Below are 25,559 nucleotides of genomic sequence, written 5' to 3'. Positions count from 1 at the left end.
AATTACCTGAATATAACGTTAATAATTAAGGATTTAAAAAGTCCAAATGCTCTCCAGTTTGAGAATACAGTTCCTGCAAAGAACCTTGAATTTTCAGCTTACCTTGGTCTAGCAACACAACCCAGTCACAACGATTAATTACCTGGGGACGGTGAGTAATCAAAATCGTGGTTTTACCACGACGGTACTTGAATAAACGCTCCAAAACTTGTGCTTCACTCACTGGATCAAGTCCACCAGTAGATTCATCCAAAATTAGTACTGAGGGATCTGTGACAATGGCTCGTGCTATTGCCAGCCGTTGCCGTTGCCCCCCAGAAATATTTGCTCCAAATTCACCTAAAATAGTTTGATATTTATCAGGAAGTTTACTGATAAAATCATCAGCATCAGCAATTTGACAAGCTTTGACAATCTGCTCAAAGGAAACGTGAGGCGCTCCTAAGCGGAAGTTTTCTACAATAGTTCGACTCCAAAAATGAGCGTCTTGAGGAACGAGAACTACCTGTTGACGCAGACAATCAAGAGATAAATCTTGTAGATTATAAGAGCCAATACGGATATTACCTGATGATAGTGGATATAAGCCAGCAATCAGTTTAGCTAAAGTGCTTTTACCACAACCAGATTTACCAATGATGGCTATAACTTTACCGCCAGGAATTGTTAAAGAAAAGTTTTCTAATAAGTCAAGCCGACCAGCATAATGAAAGTTGGCATCTGTACAAGTAATATCAGCATCGCCAGGAATTTTAGCAAAAGGCTTTTTACCATCACCTTCATTTTCTGCTGTAGCGTCGATAACTTCTGTAAGGCGTTGGGTAGCAGTTTTAGCACGAGTAAATTCATCTACAAAAGTGATTATAGTGCCAATTAAGCCTACAAAATTACCATTCATTGAGTTAAAAGCCAGAAGTTGCCCAATACTGAGGTTTTCAGCAGGATTGATCACTAAATTTCCGCCAAACCATAGTAGGGCAACACTACCAACACCAGAAACTAAAGTAGAAAAACTACTATTGATAATGCCAATTTGCATCGTGCTTAGTGTTAATTTAGCAACACGACTAAATCGGTTTTGAAATTCATCCCAAAATTGAGGTGAGGCGGTGGTAGTTTTGAGGGTAAGTGCGCCTTTAAAGGTTTCTACTAAAACACCTTGTGCTTCTGCTTCTGTGACTAAAAGATCGCGGGTTTTTTGCTGTAAAGTAGGCTGAAAAATAAATGTAGTTATAGTCATAACTACAGCTACTAATAGAGCCACTACAGTAAGTTTCCAGCTATAAAAAGCCATCAAGCCAAAAGAAATTACAGCAATAAAAAACTTGCTTGGTAGAGTAACAACAACTTGAGAAACTAACTGATTAATCTGCTCGATATCTCGCAGGCGGCTGACAATTTCTCCACTGCGACGGGCTTCGTAATAAGAAAGAGGTAATCGTAAAATTTGCCGTCCAAATTCCAGTACTAGCCCTAATTGCAGACGTTGTGCAAAGTGAGCAATTAAATTAGACTGTACAAGTGAAAGGCTACTGGAAATCACATTCATTACTACTACAGCGATCGCCATAGTAGTAAGAAGTTTTGTATCACCCCTAACTAATACATCATCAGTAAGAATTTGTAGCAAGAAAGGGGAAGCTAATGAAAGCAATCCCAAGAGCAGATTTAGGGGCAATGCTTGGGCTAATATGGTGCGAAAAGTCCAAACACGCTTAAAAAAGCGCCAAAATCCACCTATTTCGTCGTTCTTTTGCTCAGTAAAGGTTGGATCTGGTTCCAGCAAAAGCATTAACCAGTCTGTCCAACCCTCTACTACATCTTTTTTAGACAGATAACGAACGCCTACAGCGGGATCAGCAATTACACATTTGTTGCCTTTCCTACCATATAAAACTACCCAGTGATGGCCTTTCCAGTGAATAATAGCTGGTAGTGGCGCTTCGTTGATCCGGTCTAAAAGTTCTGGTGAAGTTCTAACCGGGCGAGCATTGAACCCAAGGGTTTCTGCTCCTCGCTTTAGTCCCAATAATGTGGTTCCAAGTTGCCCAGTTCCTACTGCTTCACGGATGTGACTTAGGGTAAAAGTGCGTCCATAGTATCTAGAAATTGAAGCAAGACAAGCAGCGCCACAATCTTCTTCGCTGTGTTGCTCAACGTGAGGATATTTCATAAGGTAAGATGCCTGTCTTGTTTTACCTAATTATTCAAGATGAAAAAACCACCCTGAGTTAATATTTTTTTAGTTTATAGAAACTATTTAGAACGGCGTTTTCTTCGAGAGCGTGGTTGAGATTCAAACACAAATGATGACTCCCAGGCAAATTGAATTTCAGATGGAGTAAGTCCAGGGTTGCCAAAGACAACACCAGCCCCCAAAATGAACAAGTAAGTATTAAGGTCAAAACCAACCTGAAGAGACCCTCCGCTGACGGCAGCAGATTCTTCTGAGTTTAGTTCTGAAAAAAGTGGGCTTTTGTCTTCCATTGCTTGCTTGTATTTAAATAGGTTTAACTGTGAGTAGCCTGACAACCCAGGAGCATAAACTAAACAATGATTTATTGAGTAATTAGTAGTGTTAACTTTTAACTATTTACTCTTAGCGCTACACTGTTGTAACTTTTTAAAGTGTTGCTCCTAAGCCTAACCCTAATAGAGGATCAGGGTTGCTGCCAGGAACGTTAGGAGAGGAAGGTTTAGAAGGATCAAGAGTTACAAACCCACTTGCACCATCAACGTATTTGATAGTAACCGTCCCATCAGAATTTACAACAGCCACAGGAGCGCCGCCACGCACCATATCAGATTGTTCCGCTGTTAGTTCTATAAACAGAGGTTTTGTCTTTGTTGTTGGCATTCTCGTTCTCCTTGAATTAATTTTGTATTATGCTCTGGGTTAAACAGGTAGTGAATCTAAATACTGGAACACCCAAAGATGCCCCAGTATTCAGAAAATAGATAGTTGTTACTTGTTTATTCCTAAAGCATTCCTGGGGATATCTGAAAAATTTGGAAGATGAAATTACAAAGATTTTCAGACTATTACCCGGTAAAAGTTTAACAGTTACCTAAGTTTCAGGAAATTAACCTAAGGAAATAGCGTTTTCAAAACCGAATTGGATTTCAGCAGGGGTCAATCCAGGGTTACCAAATACAACACCAGCGCCTAAAACGAACAAGTATTTGTTCAGGTTAAAGTTAACCAATGTGCCATAATCACCACCGCTTACGGTAGCAGATTCTTCAGCTGTGATTTCGGTGAAAAGAGTATTGTTAGCTTGCATGGTTTTTAGTCCTTACTTAAGATTGATTTACTTAGCTACTAGTTGATTGCCTTGTTTTGGCTGCTCAACTCTTCGCTTAATTAATACAATAAGTGGAACCACTTAAGTAAGTCATTTACACTTTATGCAAACTTAATTACCAGATTTAGAAAGCTCAATTGCACAATTATGACAGTACTATTTCCTAAAAATACATACAGCAATCAGATATTATCCAGCTGTATATGCATTTTATAACCTGATAAGTGCTATTTATGCAAGTTAACTGAATTACTAATTATTAAGGGTTAAAGTAAAAATAAATAAGATGGCGATTGTTCCAACAATTACTAATATCAACTAAAAGCAACAGATACGTAATTAGTGAGGCAATCCTTGACTTGAGTGAAGTGGCGTTAGAGCCAAGCGTTACCCAACATCTAAAAGCGTCTTGAGCGTTGGGCTTTGTACCTTAACGCAACGCAGATACAGCAAAATTCAGAATTCAAGAAAAGCCAGTATAGTCTAAGGGTTTCACCTACTCCCTTAAAATCGGGAAAACCACCCAACGGGTTTTTACATTACTCCATATTATGTTGTGCAAGACGGAGCTTGTTGCGGAAAATCTAATTGACGATCGCTTATCTTAAAAGATTTGGCTACAACATGGAGTCAGAAGGTGTGATAATACTTTCTGTACACTGATTTTCAGCTATTTGTTGAGGGAAGATTCTTCACAAGCTGTTGGCGAATTGCCATCAATTGCTCTTGGCTGTTAATTGGGCTACGTGGTGCTGGCAGTTCGGTATTAGGCCAGTTAAGTAAATCATTACAAGGACACAACTCTGCTGGCATACCGACATTACGTGCAACTACTGGCATACTACAACGGCTGCAAGGCAGCATATCCCATGCAGGTGTCAGCAACTCAGCAATGCTTTCTTGCGTACCTTCTAGGTAACACTCACCTGATTCTGGTGAGAGAATTTTTTGCCAGCACTCTTCAAATTCTTTACTATAGCGATCGCCATCTAGCACTGGTTGAGGTAAAAAGCTTTCCTGACCATTGCCTATTACAATCTTCTTCCCTAACTGAAACCAGTAGGCAAGATATCTTTTAACTTCTTCTTTAGTTGCCATACTCTTAATTTTAGATTTTAGTTAGGATATTTTGAATTTTAAATGTTAATTTTCACTTAAGATTTTGGTACTGGTAACGGTGAACCAAGAACGCTGAGATTTAGAACATGACCACCAGTGACTAAATAGACAGCTTCACTGATTGAACCTAATTGACGCACAAGAGAACCTAAGCGATCGCGGAATGTCCGCCCCAGAGGGTATGCTGGCACTACACCCCAACCCGTTTCCTCCGCCACAAATATCATATCAGCAGCAACTAGCTGCGCTGTTTCCAACAACTCTGTAAGAGCATTTTCCCACATCCGGTCATCCTGTTCCAAAAGATTAGCTACCCAAGTTCCTAAAGAGTCAACCAAAAGGCAGGTATTGGGCTTGGCATCAGCAAGAGTAGCAGACAGTTCCATCGGTACAGAGAGCGTTATCCAGTCATGGGGACGACGTTTTTGGTGTTCTTGAATGCGTTTGTGCCATTCTTTGTCATCTGGGTTGTCATTAGCTGTTGCTATATAAACAACTCCTTTCCCCGACTGCATTGCTAGAGTTTCTGCCCATTCGCTTTTACCAGAACGCGCTGGCCCGGTGACTAAGATGACTTTACTCAAAGTTATTTCCTGAGAATTTTCACAATATAGCTAAGGTTGCAATTTATCACCAAAGTTTTTCACTTTAGAGGTGAAATTTTTGGTTTCAAATAACTTTTAAGAGATAAAATTAGCACCAGCATCATTGATGCAACAGCTGGCAAAAGCCGAAAATCCCAACAACCCCATTCTTAATTATTTAACATCTTTGGGGACAGCAAACATCAGGATATCTCTATGAAAGCAGGTTTAAAACGCATTGAGGCAACTCTACATGATTTAGGAACTCGCGGCACTGCCTCCGCCGCTCAAACAGATGATTCGACAAAGCGGTCTTTCTCTTTTAGGATTAGCGTCGGAGCTAACGAATTTACAAGCAATCCTCAGACAGCATCTGATGAGCAGGAGCTAGAGCCACAAGGACAATTTGATTTTAACGGAGAAACCGAAACTAACTCTCCTCCCGAACAAAACTTATTTCCTCAACATGAGTCTGTACAGACCTTTCAAGCAGAAGAGAGCGATGGTAAAACACCGAGTTTACCTAAATTAAAAACTCCGAGCTTAAATAGCCATCGTCATGGAGCTAATCCGGGATTGGCGATGAATCTATTGCAAGAGATTCAGGCAAGCGTCGCTGATTGGCAAACAGAACTACAACAAATATTGCAGCAAATTCAGGATATTTACTTAGAAGGCCCAATTGTTAATGGCTGGTTAGAATCTACTCCCCAAGAAACAGAACATGGAGGAACCGCCACATTACGCCATGCAGAAGTTGAGCGTCTCATGGACTACGTAGAAGAAATTTGCGCAACTGGTGGGAAAGTATCCTATCAATCACAAAATTCTGGCTACCGCCTCTGTGGCGTGGATAATTCTGGTAAAGTCTGGTCGCGTCCGTGTCCACAGGAGCAAGTTGCTACCGTCAGCATGGCGATCGCTCGTTACCAAAAGTTACGTCAATTATTAGGGCGCAAGCAACATTTGGAAACTCGTCTGAGTCAACTGGCCCAAACACTTGTAGTTTTACACAGCCATATCCAACAAGCGTGAAGTTTTAAAGATTATTTCCGAAGAAACTCGGTTGGTGAGTTGTAATTTTTGGTATAGATTAACTCTCAGCAGGCGTTCGTGGAATGTTGTCATTAGCTAATGGCTCAGTAGTCAGTAGAAAAATAACTGATAATTGACAACTGAGTAACTAGCAACTGACTACAGACTATTCACAAAATCCACAATCAATCCTATGCCAGACACCAAAATCTCTGCCATTATCTGCACTCACAATCGAGATACCTATTTAGGCGCGGCGATTGATAGCCTTTTGGCGCAAGATTTTGCTGCTGACTTTGAGGTTGTGGTGGTAGACAATGGGTCTAGCGATCGCACCCGTGAAGTTGTAGAACAAAGATCCCCAGATCCGCGCCTGAAGTATGTCTTTGAACCCACCATTGGTTTATCTGTTGCCCGCAACACTGGGGCGAGATTTGCTAATGCTGATATTCTTGCTTATTTAGATGACGATGCTGTAGCCAGTCCCCACTGGCTACAAATTTTATATTCTGCCTACCAAGATAATTCTCAACTAGCGATCGCAGGTGGCAAAGTTACTCTTTTATGGCCCCAAGGAGTCCAACAACCACGATGGCTATCACCTGGATTAGCTGCAAATCTGGGAGCATACGACTTAGGCGACAGCATCATCTACATTCAGCAACCTGGGTTAACTCCCAGAGGGTTGAATTATTCTATACGCCGCAGTTTTCTTGCAGAGATTGGCGGTTTTGATCCTCAGCTTGGGCGAGTGGGGAAAAACCTGTTATCTAATGAAGAACTACAAATGACTGAATTTGCCCTACAGCGCGGTTGGCAAGTCGTTTATCTTCCCGAAGCTACTGTTGCTCACAATGTTGCCCCAGAACGTCTAGAACGTTCTTGGTTTTTGAACCGTGGCTGGTGGCAAGGAATTAGTGAATGCTATCGCGAACAACTAGCAGGTAAAGCCGGCATCGCTCAATTACAACGGGGCAGTGAACGGTTTTTGCGTGGCTTGTATAAGTCATTGCAATACTTTCACGATCCAGCGGAACGGTTTGACAAACTAGTCTATGCTTATGGACAAATTGGTTACTTAAATGCTGCTATTCAAGGTCTTCTATTTACTTCAAATAAGAAATAATAAATCACAACTTCACTTATATGCCATCTAAAATACCAGTTTCCGTATTGATTCCGGCAAAAAACGAAGAAGCCAATTTACCCGCCTGTCTCACTAGCCTTATAAATGCAGATGAGGTTTTTGTGGTGGATTCTCAAAGTACCGACAATAGCATTGAAATTGCTAAAAGTTACGGTGCAAATGTCGTACAATTTAACTTTAATGGACACTGGCCCAAAAAGAAAAATTGGTCTTTAGATAATCTACCTTTCCGTAACGAATGGGTACTAATTGTAGATTGTGATGAACGCATCACCCCCGAATTGTGGGAAGAAATTGAGCAAGTAATTCAGAATGATGAATATGCAGGATACTATCTGAATCGTCGGGTATTTTTCTTAGGTAAATGGATTCGTCATGGAGGAAAATATCCTGATTGGAATCTACGATTATTTAAGCATCAACAAGGTCGCTACGAAAACCTTAATACCGAAGATATCCCTAACACTGGTGATAATGAAGTTCACGAACACGTGATTTTACAAGGGAAAGTCGGGTATCTAAAAAACGATATGCTCCACGAGGACTTCCGCGATCTTTATCACTGGTTAGAACGGCATAACCGATATTCCAATTGGGAAGCTCGTGTTTATTTCAATCTGCTTACAGGTAAAGACGACAGCGGGACTATTGGCGCGAATTTATTTGGTGATGCAGTACAGCGCAAGCGTTTTTTGAAAAAAGTCTGGGTACATTTGCCATTTAAACCATTTGTGCGATTTATTTTGTTCTATATTATTCAGCGCGGTTTTTTAGATGGCAAAGCTGGATATATATATGCACGTTTGCTAAGTCAATATGAATATCAAATTGGGGTCAAACTTTACGAATTACGCAACTGGGGTGGTCACTTAAATACTGCCAATACCCTTAAAGAAGAGGGGGGTAGAGGGAGAAGGGGAGAGGGGGAGCAACTATTGACTATTGACCCTTGACAAATGACAAATGAAGAACCTTTTGTAGATTTACGGAAATATGACCAATCCTGGTTTGAACGAGGACGTTCAGGTTGGTATGTTTTGTTATGGTGGTTTGTACAAGCGATCGCTTTTCCCCTGACTCCTCAACCACTAAATATTTTGCGTTGTGCCTTACTACGCCTATTTGGCGCTCGTATTGGCAAAGGCGTATTAGTTCGACCTACAGCCCGCTTTACCTACCCTTGGAAAGTTACCATTGGTGATTACAGTTGGATTGGAGATGATGTAGTTTTCTACAGCCTAGATGAGATTCATATTGGTGAACACTGCGTAATTTCCCAAAAAAGTTATCTGTGTACTGGTAGTCACGATATTCAAGACCCTGCCTTTGGTTTGAAAACAGCAAGGATCACCATTGGGAATGGTGCATGGGTAGCGGCAGATTGTTTCGTGGGGCCAGGAGTACAAATCGGGGTTAATACAGTGATTGGCGCTCGTAGTAGTGTTTTTACTAATATGCCCTCTGGGCAAGTTTGCTTAGGAACCCCCTGCCGTCCCCAGTACTCTAGGCTTAGGAAATAGGTAATACCAATTCACGAAAATCTTGATACATATAAATTTTAAATTTCTCGTAGGGACACGGCATTGCCCGTGTCCCTACCAAAGTATTTGTATCATTCTTAAAGTGAAATGGTATAACAGGGGGGCAGAGGGGCATACTTCGACACTTCGACAAGCTCAGTAACCGGGGGCAGGGGAGACAAATACTAATTCTTGACTCTTGACCCTTGACCCAACGTTTATTCTGGAAGAATCGGTTCTGCTGCTATATCACCTAAGCCGATGCTGGTAAGCAAATTCCGCCACTGTGCTTGAAAAGTAGCATCTTGGGGATTTTGGCGACGCAGTTCTGCTAGTGTTGTCAGTGCTTCGTACCATATTCCTTCTTGAGCATAAATACTTACCCGTTTTAGAGGATCTGCTTTTTCTAGCTCTTGAACTATTGCCTGAATCAAGTTGGCTCGTTGTATCACTCCTTCAACGAAAATCGGGGGTGAATTGTTTTCCTTGTCACAGGAGACGGTTAAAAACCAACGGTATTGTTTGTTTACTTCTAATGGAGAAGCAGAAGCGGGGAGAGAAACGCTGATGATTCCAGGTTGATCGCGTAGGGCGATCGCTTTTTTGTAAATTGTCCTAGAGTCTTGATCTTGATTTTCTTTCAGCACAAATTGAACTGGATAAGCAGTTTTCTTAGTATATGGAATATAGAAAAACCAAGTTGGGCGTTCTGCTGTTGTCAATCCCCAGACGTTGATCACCGATCCAGATTCTTCGGTAAAAGACACTAGGGCAGTCAGGTCAGGTTGCACAAGTGGAGGACACATTTGTAGAGTCCGCCTAGCTCCTCCTCGAATACGTCCTCCAGGCCCTGGCCCAGGTGGAACTTGGGGTTTCTTATAGGTGACTGCTTGGGCAAGTACTGCTTTACCAGTAGAGCGATTATTAAGTGGGTGACTAGGTTTTGCTGGCGTTGGGTTCGCTAGTACTAAGGTATGGTTATCAAGCAAACTAGTGCAGCAAAGAGTTAATAGTAATAATAGTTTTATTGATTTTGAAATTGAGTTCATAAAAACCTTGCCTTAAGTTAAGTATGCAAATCTTTTGGATTGAGCAATACCCTGAAGTACCACGCAGACACATAAAAATAACAAGTTAAAAGTAAAGAATTAAAAAAAATGCTAATGAAGTCCTAGGTATTCTACTTGTTAGGTTTGAATTTTTAATTTTGAATCATAAATTGATATCAAACCAACTGTCACTACCAATGCTAAAACCGACGGAACAAAAGGCACCCAAACACCCGAAATCAATAGACTCAAGCAAATTAAATACAACACGCTAGAGGTAATACCCACTGCTAATACCAACCAAGGTAATGACAGCCGTCGCCAACCCAGCACTCCCCCGACGAGAGACCAGCCTAAAATCCAGACTACCTCAACCCACAGTGACCAAACCCGCAGCAACGGACGCCCATCTAGAACCGCACTAAGAATCTGGCTAACCATATGCGCTTGTACCAGTACTCCTGGCATTTGCTGGTCTAAGAAAGCTCCATAAGGCGTAGACCAAGTATCTGGAGAATCACCCTTTGCCACCACACCAATTAAAACAACTCGGTCTTTAACGGCGTCGCGGTTAACTGGACTAGATAAAAATTCTGTTAGCTTAACCTGTTCGGCTATCTGCTTTGAGGAACGGTAGTTAAGTAAGATTTGACCGCCATTGGTATCAATGTTGGCTTGATAGCCGCCACTACGAGGCTTCAATTTATTAAATACAGTCTTGCCAAGCTGTAAATTACCTTGTGGGGTAAATTTAGGTTGAATTCCTAAAGGTTGCAGATAGTGGGAAGCTAGTTGTAGACTCAGGGCATAAGGAGCAGTACATAAGGATGTTGCCTCCTGGTTCATAAATAACAGATGCCGACGTACAACCCCATCAGGGTCGTGAACAAAGTCACTGAATCCGATATTTTCTTCTGGAATTTCTGGTGGTGGCTCATTGCCTTTAATATTTACTGTGGTATCGCTTCCCTTACATACCCCAACCAAGCTTTGACTCTGCTTGAGACGAGTGATTAAATTTTTGTCTTCTGCTGGAAAATCGCGGTAGATATCCAAACCGATCGCACGAGGTTGATACGGCTCCAGTTTCGCTAGTAGTTTGTTGAGAGATTTTTCAGAGATGGAAGTTCCTTTTAAAACTTCGCCATTTTGTCTTTGAATTGCTAGGTCATCATCGTCAATCGTCACTACTAGTAAGCGGGGATCTATGCCCTCATCTGGGCGCGATCGCATCATCTGATCAAAGGCGGAAATCTCTGTACTTTGCAGCACTCCCAGAAATCTCACCCCACAGACCAAAGCTGCGATCGCTAGACTGGATAATACAGGTACTTTGAATCCCCATCTACTAGGCAAAGTTACAGTTGATGGTATATTTTCTTCTGGCTTTGCACACCTTAATTCTTCCCAAGTGGGTGGTACTTGCGCTGGATTTTGGCAAACCACTGGTAGCCAAGTCGCACAGGGAAAGCGATCCTCAAGTCCTTGCAATCTTTCTCGCCCTTGTCGTACTGCTTGGTATAAAGACTCTCCACCCGCAAAGCTTTGGAGAAAATACTTTAAGAATTCTTGAGCAACTTGATCGGGGACGGGTTCGCGCATGACGATCATTTGGGGTATTTGTAAATCAGCCAGTTCTCGCGCTAATCCTAAACCGTCACAAGAGTTGAAAATCGCTAGTTGTAAACCATTTTCAATCGCTTTTTTGAGGGCGTATTTTAACTCGCCAATGGTGAGGCTATCAGTTTGATTCAGGTAGATTCGTCCGGTTTCTCCATTTCTCTGACTGGAACTGTGTCCAGCGAAGAAAAGAATATCCCAGTTTTCCCCCCAGAGATGGTCAGTCAATTCCCGGCGCTGTGGTTCTACTATAAAAGTAATATCCGCGTTACTACACTGTTGCAGTAAAGCTTTGTCAGCCTCGGTATCAATTCCCTGACTATTACCAACAATTGCTAAAATTTTTACTGCGTTGTTTCGGGTGCATATCTTTTGAACGCGATCGTAGGTTGGTGAAGCAAGAGCAATTTCAGCCTTGGGATAACGTTCTAGCAAGTCCCACAGATGCCAAGGTAATAGTTGCAATTGATTATTTTCCGTTTGCAGAATCACCCTCACTTCTTCTGAAGGCGACAATCTTTCTAGCCATTTTTCTCGAAGGGGGCGAAATTCCTCTGCTCGCAGCCAGGTGTTGAAACGCGCCCGTAATATGTGGGCTGTGTTTTCGCAGTCATGAACCATTGAGACATTCGTCACCTGAACTTGGTCAGCGTGGAGGCGATAACGGTTGCCTAACAGTCGATAGCTAGACTGCCAGTAACTATAGAACAGCGGCATTTCTGGAGATGGAGGTAGTTTCCCTGTGATTTCTGTTGAGGGACGCTCGCATTCTTCGCCTATTTGGAGGGTGACAGCAAACCCCTGCTCAAAACTACCCTCTCCGAATTTCAAAACCACTAACTTACCCATGACCGTCGCTTTGCTCCAATGCAAAATTCAAAATCCAAATTCAAGAAATTTCCCTTGAATCTTTAATTTTGAATTTTTAATTCCTCAATCATCCTGCTACTTCGCCAGTTTCTCATAGCGAGCCACTTGACGGCACAAATGCCCAACACAGTAGCTCCTTTAGAGACACTATACGGTAAGCACAGGAATAGCCAGAGAGTTTTACACCAGTTCCTCCAGAAGAAAGCCTTCATTTCTGAACTAGACTCACTGCATCGGCTCACCAATCAGCAATAAGCCCGAAAATCTGCTTGCTTAAGTGCTAATTACCTGTATCTTTAAATCATAAAATATTCTGTAATACTGGTATCGTCCAATGCTACTTTAACGCTAAACCGCTCTGTGGGTGTACCACGGAACTGCAATTGGATGTAGTTATCTGATTTTCTAGCTTGAGCTTCCAGAAAAACTGCTCCGGAACTATCTAAAACGCTTAGGTAAACTCCTGATGGCAAGTAAATTTGATTTCCAGTAGCGTGTAACTGGAGACGAATACTAGTTTCTTGAGCAGTTTCAGGAGTAATTTCCACTATTAACATGACAGGTTGGTTGAGAATTTGGATTCCCAAATCAATCAGTTTTGCGCGTTTGGTAATTCCTGCTGTCTCATTGGGAGCATTCATTTCTACCGTCTCAGGACTACGAAAAGCATAAGCTGGTCTAAGCTCTGGTATATTCCATAAGGATTCGATAGTTTGCCAACCTGTGTCAAATATACCAGCAACCCACTGAGTCAAATTCACTAGTTGATTCAGTGGGGATTCCCGAAGTCGTCCTAGATGTTCAATGAACGCCTCCAAGGATTGCAGTTGATTCAAAGGCAGTTGTTCAGTTGCAACATTAGGGATAAATCCAAGTAGCTTTGCTTCTTGGAGCGACTCATCGAATTGAATCACTACATAACCCACTCGTTCTTCCCAGGTTTCTGGGGGAATGAAACATATTTCCTGGTGCAAACGCACAGGCCGACACTCCAGACGACCAACTGAGGGCAACTCTAGGTCAGCTACATTTGCACAGAGGCGGATGACGGGGTTCCAACTGTCACTGGCTTGAAGGTTAGTAGGAATATCCATCATTTGCAAGTAGTCATTCACCACCCATACAGCTAGTGTATTCAGCCGGACTTGCTCTGCCTTTTCGGGAGTAGGCTGCTGGTTGGCAAACTGCTGAGAAGTTATGCGAGCTGTTTGGGAAATCGGCAATGTTATGGCGAAATCGTCTAGCTCATAGGTGGTGTTGTTCATAAGTTAAGTCCCCAGTGATCAATGCTGCTCTCTACATATCGCTCATATTCACTCAATTTATGCCACAAAATCAGAGGTTAATTATGAGATTGGGGGAGTGGGGAGTGGGGACAAGGAGGACAAGGGGGAGATTAAGAAAATAATTACTATTTTCTGACTCCTGCCTACTGTCCACTGTCCAATGTCTCCTAACTCCTAACTCCTGTAGAGACGCGTAGACGCTCGAAGAGCGGCTTCTCGTAAGAGTATAATCACGTCTCTACTCCCACTCCCCACTCCCCACTCCCCACTCCCTACTCCCCACTTACAGCCAATTACCAATCAACACGTAGGCAGACCAAAAGGTTGGTGCTTTGTAGTTGGGATGTTCTAGGAGTTTTAGCTGGGCGCGGTGGAGGGCCTGAGCTTTGGTAATCTTGCCACTCTTGAGTTCTCGATAGAAGGCACTGACGAACAGGGCTGTGGATTTATCATCAATTTGCCACAGGGAGGCTATGGTACTGCTTGCGCCCGCGCGTACTGCTGCTCCAGCCATACCAAGGGTAGCGCGGTTATCCCCGGCTGCTGTCTGACAGGCACTCAAAACTAATAATTCCACTCTAGTTTGATTTTGATTACCCAGGAAAAGGTCAAAGTTCCTAACATTGATCGGGCCATCGTCGGCCAAAATAAAGGTTTTCTCTGCACGGGAACTAAACTCGCCGTGGGTTGCCAAATGCACAACGTTAAATGAAGCAGTATTAATTTCGCTTTCTAATTTTTTGCTGGTAAATTGCCCATCCAACAGACTAGTTGTTGATATTCCAGCTTCGGTAATTCCGTCGAATTCAGATTTGATGCCAGGCAGAGGTGGAAATTTGGAGGTGTAATTTGCTGGGGGTTGACTTAGCCCTGCGGTTAGAGCTACTAGTTGCTGCTGCACTAATGGTTTGGGATTGAGGAGTTGCAGACCAACGCTGAGGGCGATCGCGTATTTCTCTACTAAATATTGCTTACCATCATAGAGAGCCGCCATTGGTATATTCCGTAATTCTCCATCCAACACAAACACTAGGGTATCTAATTTACTCGTTTGTAATTCTGACTCAATGGGTTGCAATAGCCAGTTATAAACTTGTTGCGACTGAATTTTGACGTCTGCGATCGCAGTCGGATTGACAAGATTTTTTCGCAATTCTGTGAGAATTGTGTTTACTTCTGTTTGAGGAATTTTGGTACTGAAATGCCGCAGGCGTTGTTTGGGAATTTTGACGATTACTTGGAGTTCTTCAGGAAGAATAATTGGATAAATAATCGCAGCATTGGAATTTTTTCGCTCTACTACTCGATCAAGTGGCACTTTTTGGCCTTGCAAACAAGCTTCCCTAAAAAAGTTATCTAATTCTGCTAGTTGCAGTGCTTCAATCCGCTGACGCGCTTTCTCTAATATTGTTTGATCTGCTTGTTCTCCTTGGGATTGCAGGAGTAACTCTACTGACTCTCGATAAACTGGTTCTACACTATCCCGAAAGGTGAATTGCACGTCCTGATTGACTGCCACTAGGTCACTGCGAAGAAATTGGAGGGTGTTCACAGCTGCATCATATGCGGCGATCGCTCTGTTGGTGTCTTTCTGCTTCCAGAGTAATCTACCTAACTGCCACTCTAATGCATAGGTGATGTCTGGTGCATTGCTAGCCTGTGCTAATATTAACCCCTGTTCGGTAAACTTTTGTGCCTTTGACCACTGTTTATTGTCTTCGTATAAACTACCCAAACTTTTCCAAGCATAAGCTTCTGTCCGCTTGTCTTCTAAACTGTGAGATTGCTCAATAGCATTGGTAAGTATTAGTTCTGGATCTTGAGTTCTGATTTCTGAATCAGAACTTTTACTCTGCACTTTTGACTCAGCCCTGTTAACTTTCATCAGGCTTTGTGCATAGTTAATCCGAGCGTAGATGGCGGCACGACTGAGGGGAAGTTGATTTAGTTGATATTGAATTGATGGTAATAAAGTTCGGGCGGATGCTAATTCTTGCTTCTCAATTAGTAAGCTGAGATAATTGAGTTGTGCTTGGACTTTTGTTAGAGGCAAGGGAGACAGAGCAATTGTTTTTTGATAAGACTGCATCGCCTCTTCTATGTGTTGCTGTGCCTGAGCATTGTTCCCTAAGCTAAATAGAGTTGCTCCCATCTCAACAGGGGATTGCAAGCGTTGAGCGATCGCAAAACTTTGGTCTAAAAATTCGCGAGAGTCTTGCAAATTTCCTGCTACCTGGAGAGCATCACCTAGCGATCGCAACCCGACTGATTTTTCTATAGAGTCTGGTTGAGATTGTAATGTTTTATTTACTTTATTAAGTGTTTCTACTGCACGACGGTAAAATCCTTGGGTTCGCCACGCTTGTGCTTGATTGATGAGCGATCGGACTACACCGTTTTTATTTTTTGCTTTCGTGTAAATCTTTTCTGCTTGCTGCCAAGTTGCTAAAGCTGCCTCTGACTGCCCCATTGCCAGTTGCAAACGACCCTGGATATCGAGTGATTGAGCAAATACTTGCAAATTTTGCTTGTTATCTTGTCCATTGAGCAAATTTAAGCTCTCTGTAATTGCTTGCTGTGCTTGAGTCCATGCTCCAAGTTGTTGGTAAGCTAAGGAAAGATTACTCAGAGTCACTGCCTGTCTGAGACTGTCCTGCTGTTGTTTATATCCCTGCACTGCCTGTAGCAGTACCTGCACTGCCTGAGCAAATTTACCCATATCGTATAATACTTTGCCTTCTTGCAGTAGTGAAGCAGGGGAAGCTGATACAGCCGGGGAAGTAATATTGTTGTTTACTAACTGGAACGAGGAACTAATTCCACCAGGAATTTTTGCTAACACAGGTGAACTGAGGATGCATAGCAAGCTTATCAAAAAGTACAAAGACAAATGGAAAAAGTAAAAAGTCTTACCTTTTAGCTTTTGCCTTTGGATTTTTACAGAATTTGCTCTAGAAAACCTAGTGGCTTTAGTCATGGCTATGGTAAGAGGTAGATAATCAGCAATTTAAAATTCTCAATTTAAACTCTTTTCGTTTTTGTAGGTTAACGTCAAAGTTACGTAATCTACGTAGATTTTATATTTAATTCGGTTAACTTATACCATTTTGGATTGTGAAGACAGATAATAACCCCTAGTAGTCTGCCAAGACAACGCAAGCGTTGTGGTCAGCTCTTGAGGCAGGGGAAGCAGGGGAAGCAAGAAAAGTGATGTGTATCAAGAATTTTGTGAAATGGTATTACCTGACCGTTTATTAATTCTTCTCCCCCCTGCTCCCCCTACACAGCAATTTTGGATTGGTGAACTACTAATGTCTGTGTGCCTTGGTGGTTCAAGTCGGCAGTGGGTTGAGTATTTTGGAAAAGTTTTCGGGACAGTCACTGTCGCTGTGCCGCTTTATGGAACTTCTCAAAACTGTTCTAACTGTGGTAAGACTGTCACAAAATCTCTTAGCGCTAGAACGCATACACTGAATCGCAAAGCAATCAGTGGTGTGAGGATGTCAATCAGCACTATCTAGTTAACAGCAATGTAGGGTTAAATATGCAAATTTAGGGTCAATGGCAGAATCACAGTAAAGATTGTTCCTTCTTTGAGGGAGCTTTCTACAGTAATTTCGCCACCATGTAAGTCTACAGCTTTCTTGACAATAGACATTCCTAATCCTATTCCGGGAATATTGCCTACATTGCTAGCGCGATAGAAAAGTTTAAAAATATGTTCAATCTCTAAAGAGGGAATGCCAATACCAAAATCTTGAATTTGAAATATGGCTTTGTCATTTTGCGTAGCGACAGAAAACTTAACTGTACTGCCGAGGGGTGAGTATTTGAAACAATTTGAGCATAAATTACTCAAGATATGTTGCAGTAGTTTGGTATCTAAGTAAGCTTGTATAGATGGGTACTCACTAATAAAAGCGATCGCGTGCTGTGAGTTATCATCCTGTTCTAGTTCTGCTAACAAATTATGGCAAAATTCTACCAGATTCAGAAGTGTTGGATTAAATTCTAATTCACCTGTTTCATCTTGATTCAGCACGACATGGGTAAGTTGTTGCTCATGGCTCCATTGATGGCGATCATTTTCTTGTGACTCCACACAAGAGAGCATGGCTGTTAAAGGAGTATTAAATGCGTGGGAGGTAGTATTGAGCAAGCGAGATTTCAGCTCATTGAGTTCTTTTTCTTTTACAAGCGCTTGTTGCATCGCAGCTTCTGCCCATCGCAGCTTTGCTTCTGTTCGTTTGCTTTCAGTAATGTCGCGTAATGACCAACGCAGACCAACTAACTTATTTTTTTGATTGCAAATAGTAGCCATCTTGACCGCAGTAATAATAGGCGTTCTGTTGCGCGGTCGTAGGATTATTTCCCACTCTTGGATTTCAGGACTATCGCCTATAAGAGTTAGTTTCTGACGAAAAGTAATCAGTTCTTTCCCAACGACAAAAGCTTCTAGAGGTTGTTCCAGTAAAAAATTCTTGGGAATGTTAAGCAAGGTAGCGGCCGCAGCGTTAGCTTCTTGAATTAACCCTTTAGTATTAGTGACAAAATAAGCATCTGATGCTTGCTCAAATAGTTCTTGGTAACGTTGACGTTGTACTATTAATGCATATTGAGCGTTAGACAATTTTTCATTCTGCTGCTGTAAGTCTTCATGAGCTATTTGCAGTTCTTCCAAAGCTAGGTGAAGTTCTTGAAATACAGCTGTGACGAGTTCCATATCTTTGTGTACTTGTTGCTTTTCGCTCTGGCGTTGCAGTAGGGCGACGCGCTGACGCATATCCTGTAATTGGAAGGCTAAATCATACAAATTCACGTTATTGCTCCTATTGGCATATTTCAGGAAGAAAATCTCAACCAAATTTCTCAAGAACTATTGCTGAATCAGGAGCCTGACGTTAAATAGGGATTAGAATACAACTTGATAGATGAATGTTATTTTAAGCCGAATGTAACTCTCGTTTAGCCAAAATTTTGGTTAAGATTGAGTGTATGTATTGGGGTGTAATACTTAGACGATTATATTACCAATTACAGAAACAAATATGACATATTTTTTGTATTACTAATTAGTAATGAGGAATTAATAGTAGAAAATATTAGATTTGTTTATAGATAAAATAGATTGAAAGCAAGGATGTTTTCAATCTCCAAAATTAACAGCAATTTATAACTTTATGAGGTAGAGAAGATAAGTCTTAAAGCTACATATCAAGCCTGTTCTATCTTCTAAGAGACGCGATTAATCGCGTCTGCTGAATTCTGGCATATTTGTAATGTAATTAAGAATTAGCATTTATTCTGGCTGTTTTGTTTGTTTTTGTGTAGCAATACTCTTCAATTTGGCTTCTATATCTGCCCATTTGACACCTGCTAAGCTGGGCAAGACAACATGAGCAGCGCCAACTCGTTCCGGCGGGCCAAGTCCTACGGCCCACATCCCACCGGCAAGAGCAGCTTCAATCCCTGCTGCTGCATCTTCGACAACAACACATTGTGATGGTTCGAGTCCTAGCAGGTTGGCTGCATATAGAAATAAATCAGGTGCTGGCTTCGGTTGCTGCACACTATAGCCGTCAGCGATCGCATCTATCTTATCAGCAATACCCAGTTTTTCTAAAACTGTACGGGCATTTTTGCTACCTGAGCCTATAGCTATCTTGATACCAGCTTGCCGTAGTTCATTTAAAAGTTCCAGCGCCCCTGGTAACAAATCTTTAGTTGAGATGTTCTCTAGGTATTCCACATAGTAGCGGTTCTTACGCTCCATCATCTCCTGAATTTGTGCTTCTGAATAGGGGCGATCGCCAACTATCAGCATTAAGGAAGCACGACGAGATACACCCCGTAATGCCTCATTAGCTTCGCGATTAAAAGGTATACCTTCCTCATCTGCCAGCCTCTGCCAACCTAAATAGTGGTATTCAGCTGTATCTGTCAGCACACCATCTAAATCAAAGATAACTCCGCGGATGTCGGGGGATTGGGTACTGGGGGTTGGATACTGGGTAATGGGTACTGGGGATTGGGAAGATGAAGAAGACGCGGTAAAAGAATTTTGCATCTCTCCTTGTCCTTTTGCCCCCTTGTCCCCTTTGTCCTCCATTTCCCTAGTCCCCAGATCCCAATTCCTAGTACCCAATCCCTGATGCAAGTCGAACTCGTGCCATAACCCTTGCCATTGCAGCTTAAACTTCAGGCGCGTCCAGTTTGGTGGCAGATGGGGATTAGCTACAGGGCCATTTTCTGTCAGTTGTACACCACCAAAGCCAAAAACTACAGCCTGCCAAACGCCACCAGCACTAGCCCCGTGAATTCCTTGGTTGGTATTACCTCTGGTATCTTCGAGGTCTACCATCGCCGCTTGGATAAAATGTTTGTAAGCCACCGCTGATTCACCCAAATCTGAGGCTAAAATGGCGTGAATTGCTGGGCCTAGCGAGGAACCGTAAGTAATGTCAGTACGGGGTGCGTAGTAGTCCCAGTTTGTCTGCAATGCTTTTTCGTTGTAAGGAAAATCTTTTGATTGCCGCATCAAATATAGGAGCATTAACACATCTGGCTGCTTGAGTACCTGCCGTTTATTAGTTTCTTCGATGCCAAGGATAGCTTGTATTGAGCGATCGCGTGGTTCGTATTTTGCTAAGTCAATGTCTTCTAATTGGAAAAATCCTTCAAACTGTTCAATTAATCCAGCTAGTTCGTTATAGGGAATCCAGATTTTAGCAACGATTTCTTGCCATTGCGATCGCTCTTTTGAGGTGAGTTGCAGTTTTTGCTCTAATTCGGCGGTTCGTTCCGGGAAGGTGTGATGTAACCAATCATCAACTACGAGTGCTTTCTCTAGATGCCATTGCACTATCCGGTTGGTAAAAGCGTTGTTGTGAACAAACTCGTGGTATTCATCTGCACCAATGACACCGCGAATTTCATATCGTTCGGACTCATAATTGAATTCAACTCGGCTACTCCAAAAGATGGCGGTATCCAAGATAATCTCTGCACCGTAATCTCGCATCCATTCATCATCACCAGTAGCTTGCCAGTACCACCAAACAGCATAGGAGATATCTGCACTGATGTGAATCTCGCGATCGCGACACCAAATCCGCACATCTTCACCGTAAAAATCATTAGGCAATGACCAACGGGGTGTTACCTCATCGCCAGTCAGAGCGCTTTCCCAAGCATACATTGCCCCTTTATACCCCTCATGGGCTGCTTTACGTCGCGCTCCATTTAATGTGTGATAACGGTAAGTGAGCAAGTTGCGGGCTACATCAGGTTGAATAAAAATAAAAAAGGGCAGGAGAAAAATTTCTGTATCCCAAAATATATGACCGTGATAGCCAAACCCGGAAAGTGTTTTAGCCGGAATACTCACTTTGTCATCATGCCGTGGGGCAGCAATCAGCAGTTGAAATAGATTGTAACGAACCGCAAAAGCGGCTGTGCTATCTCCTTCAATGAGGATGTCGCATTCTTGCCAAACTTCATCCCAAGCTTTTTTGTGGGCATTAAGCAGCATTGTATAGTCTGGCAGATGTGCAAGTTTTTCTCTAGCTGCTGAGACTGGTGTGTTAACGTCCCGCGAGGTAAAAACTATGACAATTTTCTCTATCGTCACAGTTTGTTGTGATGTAGCAAGAAAGGCTGCACTCGCTGTTGGATACCCCGGTGCGCTGTTGACTTGCAACGCCGCCTCAGTTCCTGAGATTGTCGTCATAGTTGCCATACCAATTTCAATTTGGGAGTTGCGAGTACGGCGATACAACCAAAAGCCTTGATCAGTTTTACCTTGGTCTAGCTCTTGCCAATGATTAAAACCCTGATTTTCGGGATAGCCGTTGATGCTAGCTTGAACTTCAATCAATGCATCACAATCTACTAGCGTTAACTGGCAACGTTGCCCTAAGATATGCTGATCTGCCAGACTTGCAAAGCGTTCAAAGTAAATATCAATGGTTTTCCCACTAGGAGAACGCCAACGCACAGAACGGCTGAGAATACCGTGGTGTAAGTCAAGTTTACGCTCGTAACTCAATATTTCGCCTTGATCGAGACGAAAGCGATCGCCATTCACAATTACAATCAACGGTAGCCAATCAGGGCAGTTGGCGAGTTCCGTATACACCACGGGAACATCATCATAAACTCCGTGGATGAGAGTAGCTGGCAATCCATCAGCATACCCTTCTTCAAAGCTGCCCCTTGTTCCCAAATATCCATTGCCGATTGTGAAAATGGTTTCCCTGGATTGCAATTGCTCTGGATGAAATTGGGTTTCAATTAATATCCAATCTGTATAGATAAAATGGCGAGAATGACCTTTTGTGTCCATTGTAAAAACAGGGATTGGGGATTGGGGACTGGGGATTGGGGATAAGGGGGAAATAATTAATAACTCCTGTAGAGACGCGATTAATCGCGTCTGTACTAATGCCCTATGCCCTATATGCCATATGCTGTTCTAAAATCTTTTCAGCTCTAGGTTTATAAATGAGATGAAATAAAGTTTCCATATAACGATCCACTGCCTCGTTATTTTCTGGAGCTACAAAGTTCCAAAAGCTAAACATTTTAGCTAGTAATAGCAGCCCAGAGGTGTGTACCTGCCAATTGTACCGATTATGAATTCGCTGGCTCATCCATTCGGAGACTTCCTGCCAGTGCTGAGGATGAGCATCACATTGGTCAAGGAAGTGCAAAATTTTCTGGGTTGTTCCTTCTAAATCAGTAGGGTTGAGATTAAATCCGTCTTCTTGGTTATCAATAATTTCTAAAGCACCGCCAAATTCAGTAGCAAAAGTAGGTAAGCCGCAAATCATGGCTTCCAAAATGCTGCGTCCAAAAGCTTCAAAGAGAGCAAAGTGGATATAAATTCCCTGATAATCGGCAATTACTCGGTAGGCTTCGCCGAGTTGACGACTTGGAAAACGCATTCCTATCCAGCGAATATGACTGTGGAGATGATATTGATTGATAATGTCATGGAGTTTTTGAATTTCTGTTGCCTCTTCTGGGTTTGTAGCTTCTGCTGGATGCAGTTTACTAGTTAAAAGAATTAGATTGCAACGCTCTTGCAACGCCTGACTTTTACCAAAAAATTCAGCTAACCCAGTCAAATTTTTGATTGAATTGATCGGAGCAAGGGCAAATATTGGTCGCTTGTTAAGGTTATCTAAATGACCAAAGATGTGAGGGTCTTCCTGGCTAAAAAGTAGGTAGTCAACTTGCTGCCGCAGACTTGAATCTCGGTCTTCTTTTTGGCTGTAGGGGAAAAAGATTTTCTCATTTACTCCGGGCGGCAGAAAGTTAAATTTAGGACTAAACAAATCAATCCCGTCAACTACATGATATAGCTGAGGCATAGTAAACCATTTGTATGACTCGTACTGACCAATTGATTCTGGTGTCCCAAAAATTTCTTGGTGGGAAGAGGTGATGATGAAATCGGCTGCATTCATGCTAATCAAATCAGCGGTGAATTGTGCCGAAAAGTGATATTGATCTTCTAAATCTTGCCAGTTTAAATTACTAAATAGATATTTAGGCTTTTCTAAGGAGTGGGCGATGTTACACTGGGTGACTTTCAGACGACGGGAAAGCAGAGATGCTACTAAGTTCCCGTCGCTGTAGTTGCCAATAATCAGATTAGGTCTACCCTTGAATTCTGCTAGTAGTTCTCTTTCTGCGTCTGAGGCAAATGTTTCTAGATAAGGCCAAATCTCAAATTTAGAAATCCAGTTGTCAGTAATTTCAGGATTAAATTTAGCAAAAGGAACTCGCAGAATCCAAGCATTTTCTGTATCTTGAACTTTTTCTAGGCGCAGATCGCACAATGTACCTTCGCAGTTAGGAATCAGCCGAGTGAGAATAATTACATGAGGTTGAATGCCCAGCAGGTCGAGTCCAGCCAGTTTGATTTCTTCATGCAGTTTGTTTTCTAAACTACGCGCTTGTTCGAGGACGTAGATGACTTGACTGAGTGTTTCATCTCGTCCTAAAACATCCTCTTGAGCAACCCAGCCATGTATGGAAATGAGGACAACGCGAAAAATAACAGGGACGCGGGCGACAAATGCTTCTAGGATGGCAGGCTGGGGAGTGTAGATGAGTCGTTCTAGAAGTTCTAAAGTTTCGCGCACTCGTGCAGCAGTGTTACCCCAACCTGGTTCAAAGCCAAGTTGTTGGAGGTCGAGGCTAAATTTTTGGTAGGGTTCATCCGCAGGTAGTTCAGCAAGGAAATTGAGGGCTTGCTTAATTTGTTTAGCTAGCTGGATACCTGATGGGATGTGATGGTTAAGTAGCAGGCGAATGTCATCGTACTTAATATTCCGTAAAGCCTGATACAAGAGTTCTAGCCAGTATTGGGGATCTGTGGCTAACTGACTACATAGGTAACGATTGAGGAAGGCTAAACCTTGACCAATGTTTCTAGGGTCGCTGACATTGGGGGAATCCTTGTAAAATGGGTGTAGGTCAATTTCTAGGATGTGGGGTTGGTAGCGGTTGACTAAGCGATCGCTCACATCTAATAAAGCCCGCGGTGTCGTTAGTTCAAACTTAGTGCAGTTATCTGTCAGTAGCCAAACTTCTTGGCTAGCAACCCTGGGGCGGACGACCATCCAAATATTTTCCTCCGCCAGAATTATCTCATGGGTATAGTGTATTAGTTTGCCAACAGAGGAAGAGTGGTAAAAGTAGGCTGGTTTTTGGGATTGGTGACAGTATTGGGCAAAACTTTGCAAAATCTCGTTTCTTAAGAAGTAATGCTTACCTGAAGCATTTAATGTAGATATCAACTGACGTAGATCAGTTTTTTCATCGCTGTTTAAGACAGCTTGAACTAGTTCATGCATGACCGGATTCCAGAACTATGGCTAGGTCACAACCTCATTTTTCTCTCCTCAACAACTTGGCTTTTGTCCAATACGTTTTCTGAGGTAGATTCCCCTTTAATGGTAAAAATTGTAAAAGCTTCCCGCTTCTAACTCTGGGATGAAACACTTATCGGCTTTTATCGAAGAAGACATTCTTCAGGAAAGAGGAAAGGGTGTAAGGGAACATAGAATTAATTTTTCACCTAGACCCCTGCACCTCAACCCCTTACACCTCTAGTTTGGAAAAAATCTGCCAATTTGGCTGAAGTAACTGTAAAGACAGAGTATTCTGTATATCAAGTTACTATTTTTTGGCCAATTTCTCTACCAAAATCCGAAACATCAAGTGTTGCAACTATAACTACTGAGCATTTTCTGAAAGCTAGTTTGTCAAGTGTCAAGATTTAGTGCCTTGCTCAAAGTGATGCTTTTGAAGGTAGCCGCGTACAGCGCGATATCATCAGCAATTATGAAAGGGCGAGTTCAATTTATCAAACTCAGTTTAGGCAAGTTATATCAGGGTTAGCTATGAACTATCAAGTTTCTTCTCAGAATAGTTTCCATCAAGCTATTACTCCAGAGCAATTAAATCAGATCATTGAAGCTATCGTAGAGGGTCGATATTCTTGGGCTTGTGTATTGATATTGCGTTTCGTTGGGTACAATCCATTACATTTTATCCCTCAACGAACTTACAGCCGTTTAATTAAGGAAAACAGTCAAGCGACAACCGCAAATGGCTTTCAAAAAAATCAGATACAACCGACTATAAATTCCTCTATTGATAGCTCTAGTCAACGAGATTCATCGAGAGTATTAACTAAGATTCACGACCGAGATTATTTAGAAATTTCGGACAAAAAATCAGCCATTCACGAGGTATGTAAAGTACCATCTCACTGTGAAAACAAGATTACAGAACTCTCTTCGTACAGACTTCATAAGCTAAATAACTAGTCACAAAATATTTTTGGCGGCACAGAGTTCAGCCCCCTAATAGGCGATTATCTAAAAGGCATTGGCAAAGCCAATTACATTTAACATATTTAACGTTGATACAGGCATTTTTTACAACTAAAAGTTGAGAGTTGACTGTGGATAGTGGACAGTTGATAAAAAGAATTACTGATTACTAATT

General features: G+C 42.2%; 18 protein-coding genes and 1 pseudogene. 6 read left to right on the top strand and 13 right to left on the bottom strand.

Annotation, left to right across the window (positions count from 1 at the left end):
- Nucleotides 1-25 precede the first annotated feature (25 nt).
- From WKK05_RS17070 to cobU, 6 genes are all read right to left on the bottom strand, one after another.
- Entirely contained in the window at nucleotides 26-2,173 is a 2,148-nt protein-coding gene (locus WKK05_RS17070) for a peptidase domain-containing ABC transporter (protein ID WP_341530777.1), read from the bottom strand.
- Between the two features lie 83 nt (nucleotides 2,174-2,256).
- Complete coding sequence (locus WKK05_RS17065) at nucleotides 2,257-2,487, bottom strand: hypothetical protein (protein ID WP_341530776.1); 231 nt, start codon at nucleotides 2,485-2,487, stop codon at nucleotides 2,257-2,259.
- A 136-nt stretch (nucleotides 2,488-2,623) separates the two neighbouring features.
- Entirely contained in the window at nucleotides 2,624-2,857 is a 234-nt protein-coding gene (locus WKK05_RS17060; protein ID WP_341530775.1) for a hypothetical protein, read from the bottom strand.
- Nucleotides 2,858-3,083: 226 nt separating this feature from the next.
- A complete protein-coding gene (locus WKK05_RS17055; RefSeq protein ID WP_341530774.1) occupies nucleotides 3,084-3,284 on the bottom strand; it encodes a hypothetical protein in 201 nt (66 codons plus the stop codon).
- A 687-nt stretch (nucleotides 3,285-3,971) separates the two neighbouring features.
- Complete coding sequence (locus WKK05_RS17050) at nucleotides 3,972-4,403, bottom strand: hypothetical protein (RefSeq protein WP_341530773.1); 432 nt, start codon at nucleotides 4,401-4,403, stop codon at nucleotides 3,972-3,974.
- Between the two features lie 56 nt (nucleotides 4,404-4,459).
- Nucleotides 4,460-5,008: a bifunctional adenosylcobinamide kinase/adenosylcobinamide-phosphate guanylyltransferase gene (gene cobU, locus WKK05_RS17045; RefSeq protein ID WP_341530772.1), complete on the bottom strand. Its 549-nt coding sequence runs from the start codon at nucleotides 5,006-5,008 to the stop codon at nucleotides 4,460-4,462.
- 216 nt (nucleotides 5,009-5,224) lie between these two features.
- On the opposite strand from cobU, the gene WKK05_RS17040 reads away from it, so the two are divergent.
- The 4 genes from WKK05_RS17040 (at nucleotide 5,225) to hpsU (ending at nucleotide 8,710) form a co-directional block, all read left to right on the top strand.
- Nucleotides 5,225-6,043: a hypothetical protein gene (locus WKK05_RS17040; protein WP_341530771.1), complete on the top strand. Its 819-nt coding sequence runs from the start codon at nucleotides 5,225-5,227 to the stop codon at nucleotides 6,041-6,043.
- A 193-nt stretch (nucleotides 6,044-6,236) separates the two neighbouring features.
- Nucleotides 6,237-7,169, top strand: a complete 933-nt coding sequence (locus WKK05_RS17035; RefSeq protein ID WP_341530770.1) for a glycosyltransferase — start codon at nucleotides 6,237-6,239, stop codon at nucleotides 7,167-7,169.
- Nucleotides 7,170-7,189: 20 nt separating this feature from the next.
- On the top strand, nucleotides 7,190-8,143 hold the full coding sequence (locus tag WKK05_RS17030; RefSeq protein WP_341530769.1) for a glycosyltransferase family 2 protein: 954 nt from the start codon (nucleotides 7,190-7,192) through the stop codon (nucleotides 8,141-8,143).
- Nucleotides 8,144-8,146: 3 nt separating this feature from the next.
- Entirely contained in the window at nucleotides 8,147-8,710 is a 564-nt protein-coding gene (gene hpsU, locus WKK05_RS17025; RefSeq protein WP_341530768.1) for a hormogonium polysaccharide biosynthesis acetyltransferase HpsU, read from the top strand.
- A gap of 218 nt (nucleotides 8,711-8,928) precedes the next feature.
- Here hpsU and WKK05_RS17020 read toward each other — a convergent pair whose 3' ends face one another.
- From WKK05_RS17020 to WKK05_RS17005, 4 genes are all read right to left on the bottom strand, one after another.
- Nucleotides 8,929-9,759: a DUF928 domain-containing protein gene (locus WKK05_RS17020; protein ID WP_341530767.1), complete on the bottom strand. Its 831-nt coding sequence runs from the start codon at nucleotides 9,757-9,759 to the stop codon at nucleotides 8,929-8,931.
- 138 nt (nucleotides 9,760-9,897) lie between these two features.
- Nucleotides 9,898-12,228 carry a CHASE2 domain-containing protein gene (locus WKK05_RS17015; protein WP_341531108.1) on the bottom strand — a complete coding sequence of 777 codons (2,331 nt, stop codon included), beginning with the start codon at nucleotides 12,226-12,228 and terminating at the stop codon, nucleotides 9,898-9,900.
- 317 nt (nucleotides 12,229-12,545) lie between these two features.
- Nucleotides 12,546-13,514 (bottom strand): DUF1822 family protein, encoded by a 969-nt coding sequence (locus tag WKK05_RS17010; protein ID WP_341530766.1) that lies wholly within the window; start codon nucleotides 13,512-13,514, stop codon nucleotides 12,546-12,548.
- A gap of 304 nt (nucleotides 13,515-13,818) precedes the next feature.
- A complete protein-coding gene (locus tag WKK05_RS17005) occupies nucleotides 13,819-16,512 on the bottom strand; it encodes a CHAT domain-containing protein (protein WP_341530765.1) in 2,694 nt (897 codons plus the stop codon).
- 361 nt (nucleotides 16,513-16,873) lie between these two features.
- Here WKK05_RS17005 and WKK05_RS17000 point away from each other — a divergent pair.
- Nucleotides 16,874-17,002, top strand: a pseudogene (locus WKK05_RS17000) (zinc ribbon domain-containing protein); the annotation flags it as partial.
- 71 nt (nucleotides 17,003-17,073) lie between these two features.
- Here the strand turns inward: WKK05_RS17000 and WKK05_RS16995 are convergent.
- From WKK05_RS16995 to WKK05_RS16985, 3 genes are all read right to left on the bottom strand, one after another.
- Entirely contained in the window at nucleotides 17,074-18,354 is a 1,281-nt protein-coding gene (locus WKK05_RS16995) for an ATP-binding protein (protein WP_341530764.1), read from the bottom strand.
- Between the two features lie 480 nt (nucleotides 18,355-18,834).
- Nucleotides 18,835-21,879, bottom strand: coding sequence for a beta-phosphoglucomutase (pgmB, locus tag WKK05_RS16990; protein WP_341530763.1), 3,045 nt, complete (start codon nucleotides 21,877-21,879; stop codon nucleotides 18,835-18,837).
- Between the two features lie 103 nt (nucleotides 21,880-21,982).
- The gene (locus WKK05_RS16985) at nucleotides 21,983-24,400 is read right to left on the bottom strand and encodes a sucrose synthase (RefSeq protein ID WP_341530762.1); all 2,418 of its coding nucleotides are present in this window, start codon (nucleotides 24,398-24,400) and stop codon (nucleotides 21,983-21,985) included.
- A gap of 549 nt (nucleotides 24,401-24,949) precedes the next feature.
- Between WKK05_RS16985 and WKK05_RS16980 the strand changes: the two genes are divergently transcribed.
- Entirely contained in the window at nucleotides 24,950-25,378 is a 429-nt protein-coding gene (locus WKK05_RS16980) for a HetP family heterocyst commitment protein (protein WP_341530761.1), read from the top strand.
- Nucleotides 25,379-25,559 lie beyond the last annotated feature (181 nt).

The organism is Nostoc sp. UHCC 0302 (genome assembly GCF_038096175.1).
GTDB lineage: Bacteria > Cyanobacteriota > Cyanobacteriia > Cyanobacteriales > Nostocaceae > UHCC-0302.
Note: the sequence above shows the minus strand (reverse complement) of the source record. Positions and strands in the feature narration are given on the sequence as shown.

Bases quoted from the DNA above. Each gene is read 5' to 3' on its own strand.
- WKK05_RS17010 (WP_341530766.1), bottom strand. From the start codon at position 13,514: ATGAACAACACCACCTATGAGCTAGACGATTTCGCCATAACATTGCCG.
- WKK05_RS17035 (WP_341530770.1), top strand. From the start codon at position 6,237: ATGCCAGACACCAAAATCTCTGCCATTATCTGCACTCACAATCGAGAT.
- WKK05_RS16980 (WP_341530761.1), top strand. From the start codon at position 24,950: ATGAACTATCAAGTTTCTTCTCAGAATAGTTTCCATCAAGCTATTACT.
- WKK05_RS17020 (WP_341530767.1), bottom strand. From the start codon at position 9,759: ATGAACTCAATTTCAAAATCAATAAAACTATTATTACTATTAACTCTT.
- WKK05_RS16985 (WP_341530762.1), bottom strand. From the start codon at position 24,400: ATGCATGAACTAGTTCAAGCTGTCTTAAACAGCGATGAAAAAACTGAT.
- WKK05_RS17050 (WP_341530773.1), bottom strand. From the start codon at position 4,403: ATGGCAACTAAAGAAGAAGTTAAAAGATATCTTGCCTACTGGTTTCAG.
- WKK05_RS17015 (WP_341531108.1), bottom strand. From the start codon at position 12,228: ATGGGTAAGTTAGTGGTTTTGAAATTCGGAGAGGGTAGTTTTGAGCAG.
- hpsU (WP_341530768.1), top strand. From the start codon at position 8,147: ATGACAAATGAAGAACCTTTTGTAGATTTACGGAAATATGACCAATCC.
- pgmB (WP_341530763.1), bottom strand. From the start codon at position 21,879: ATGGACACAAAAGGTCATTCTCGCCATTTTATCTATACAGATTGGATA.
- WKK05_RS17060 (WP_341530775.1), bottom strand. From the start codon at position 2,857: ATGCCAACAACAAAGACAAAACCTCTGTTTATAGAACTAACAGCGGAA.
- WKK05_RS17005 (WP_341530765.1), bottom strand. From the start codon at position 16,512: ATGACTAAAGCCACTAGGTTTTCTAGAGCAAATTCTGTAAAAATCCAA.
- WKK05_RS17065 (WP_341530776.1), bottom strand. From the start codon at position 2,487: ATGGAAGACAAAAGCCCACTTTTTTCAGAACTAAACTCAGAAGAATCT.
- WKK05_RS17040 (WP_341530771.1), top strand. From the start codon at position 5,225: ATGAAAGCAGGTTTAAAACGCATTGAGGCAACTCTACATGATTTAGGA.
- WKK05_RS17070 (WP_341530777.1), bottom strand. From the start codon at position 2,173: ATGAAATATCCTCACGTTGAGCAACACAGCGAAGAAGATTGTGGCGCT.
- WKK05_RS17055 (WP_341530774.1), bottom strand. From the start codon at position 3,284: ATGCAAGCTAACAATACTCTTTTCACCGAAATCACAGCTGAAGAATCT.
- WKK05_RS17030 (WP_341530769.1), top strand. From the start codon at position 7,190: ATGCCATCTAAAATACCAGTTTCCGTATTGATTCCGGCAAAAAACGAA.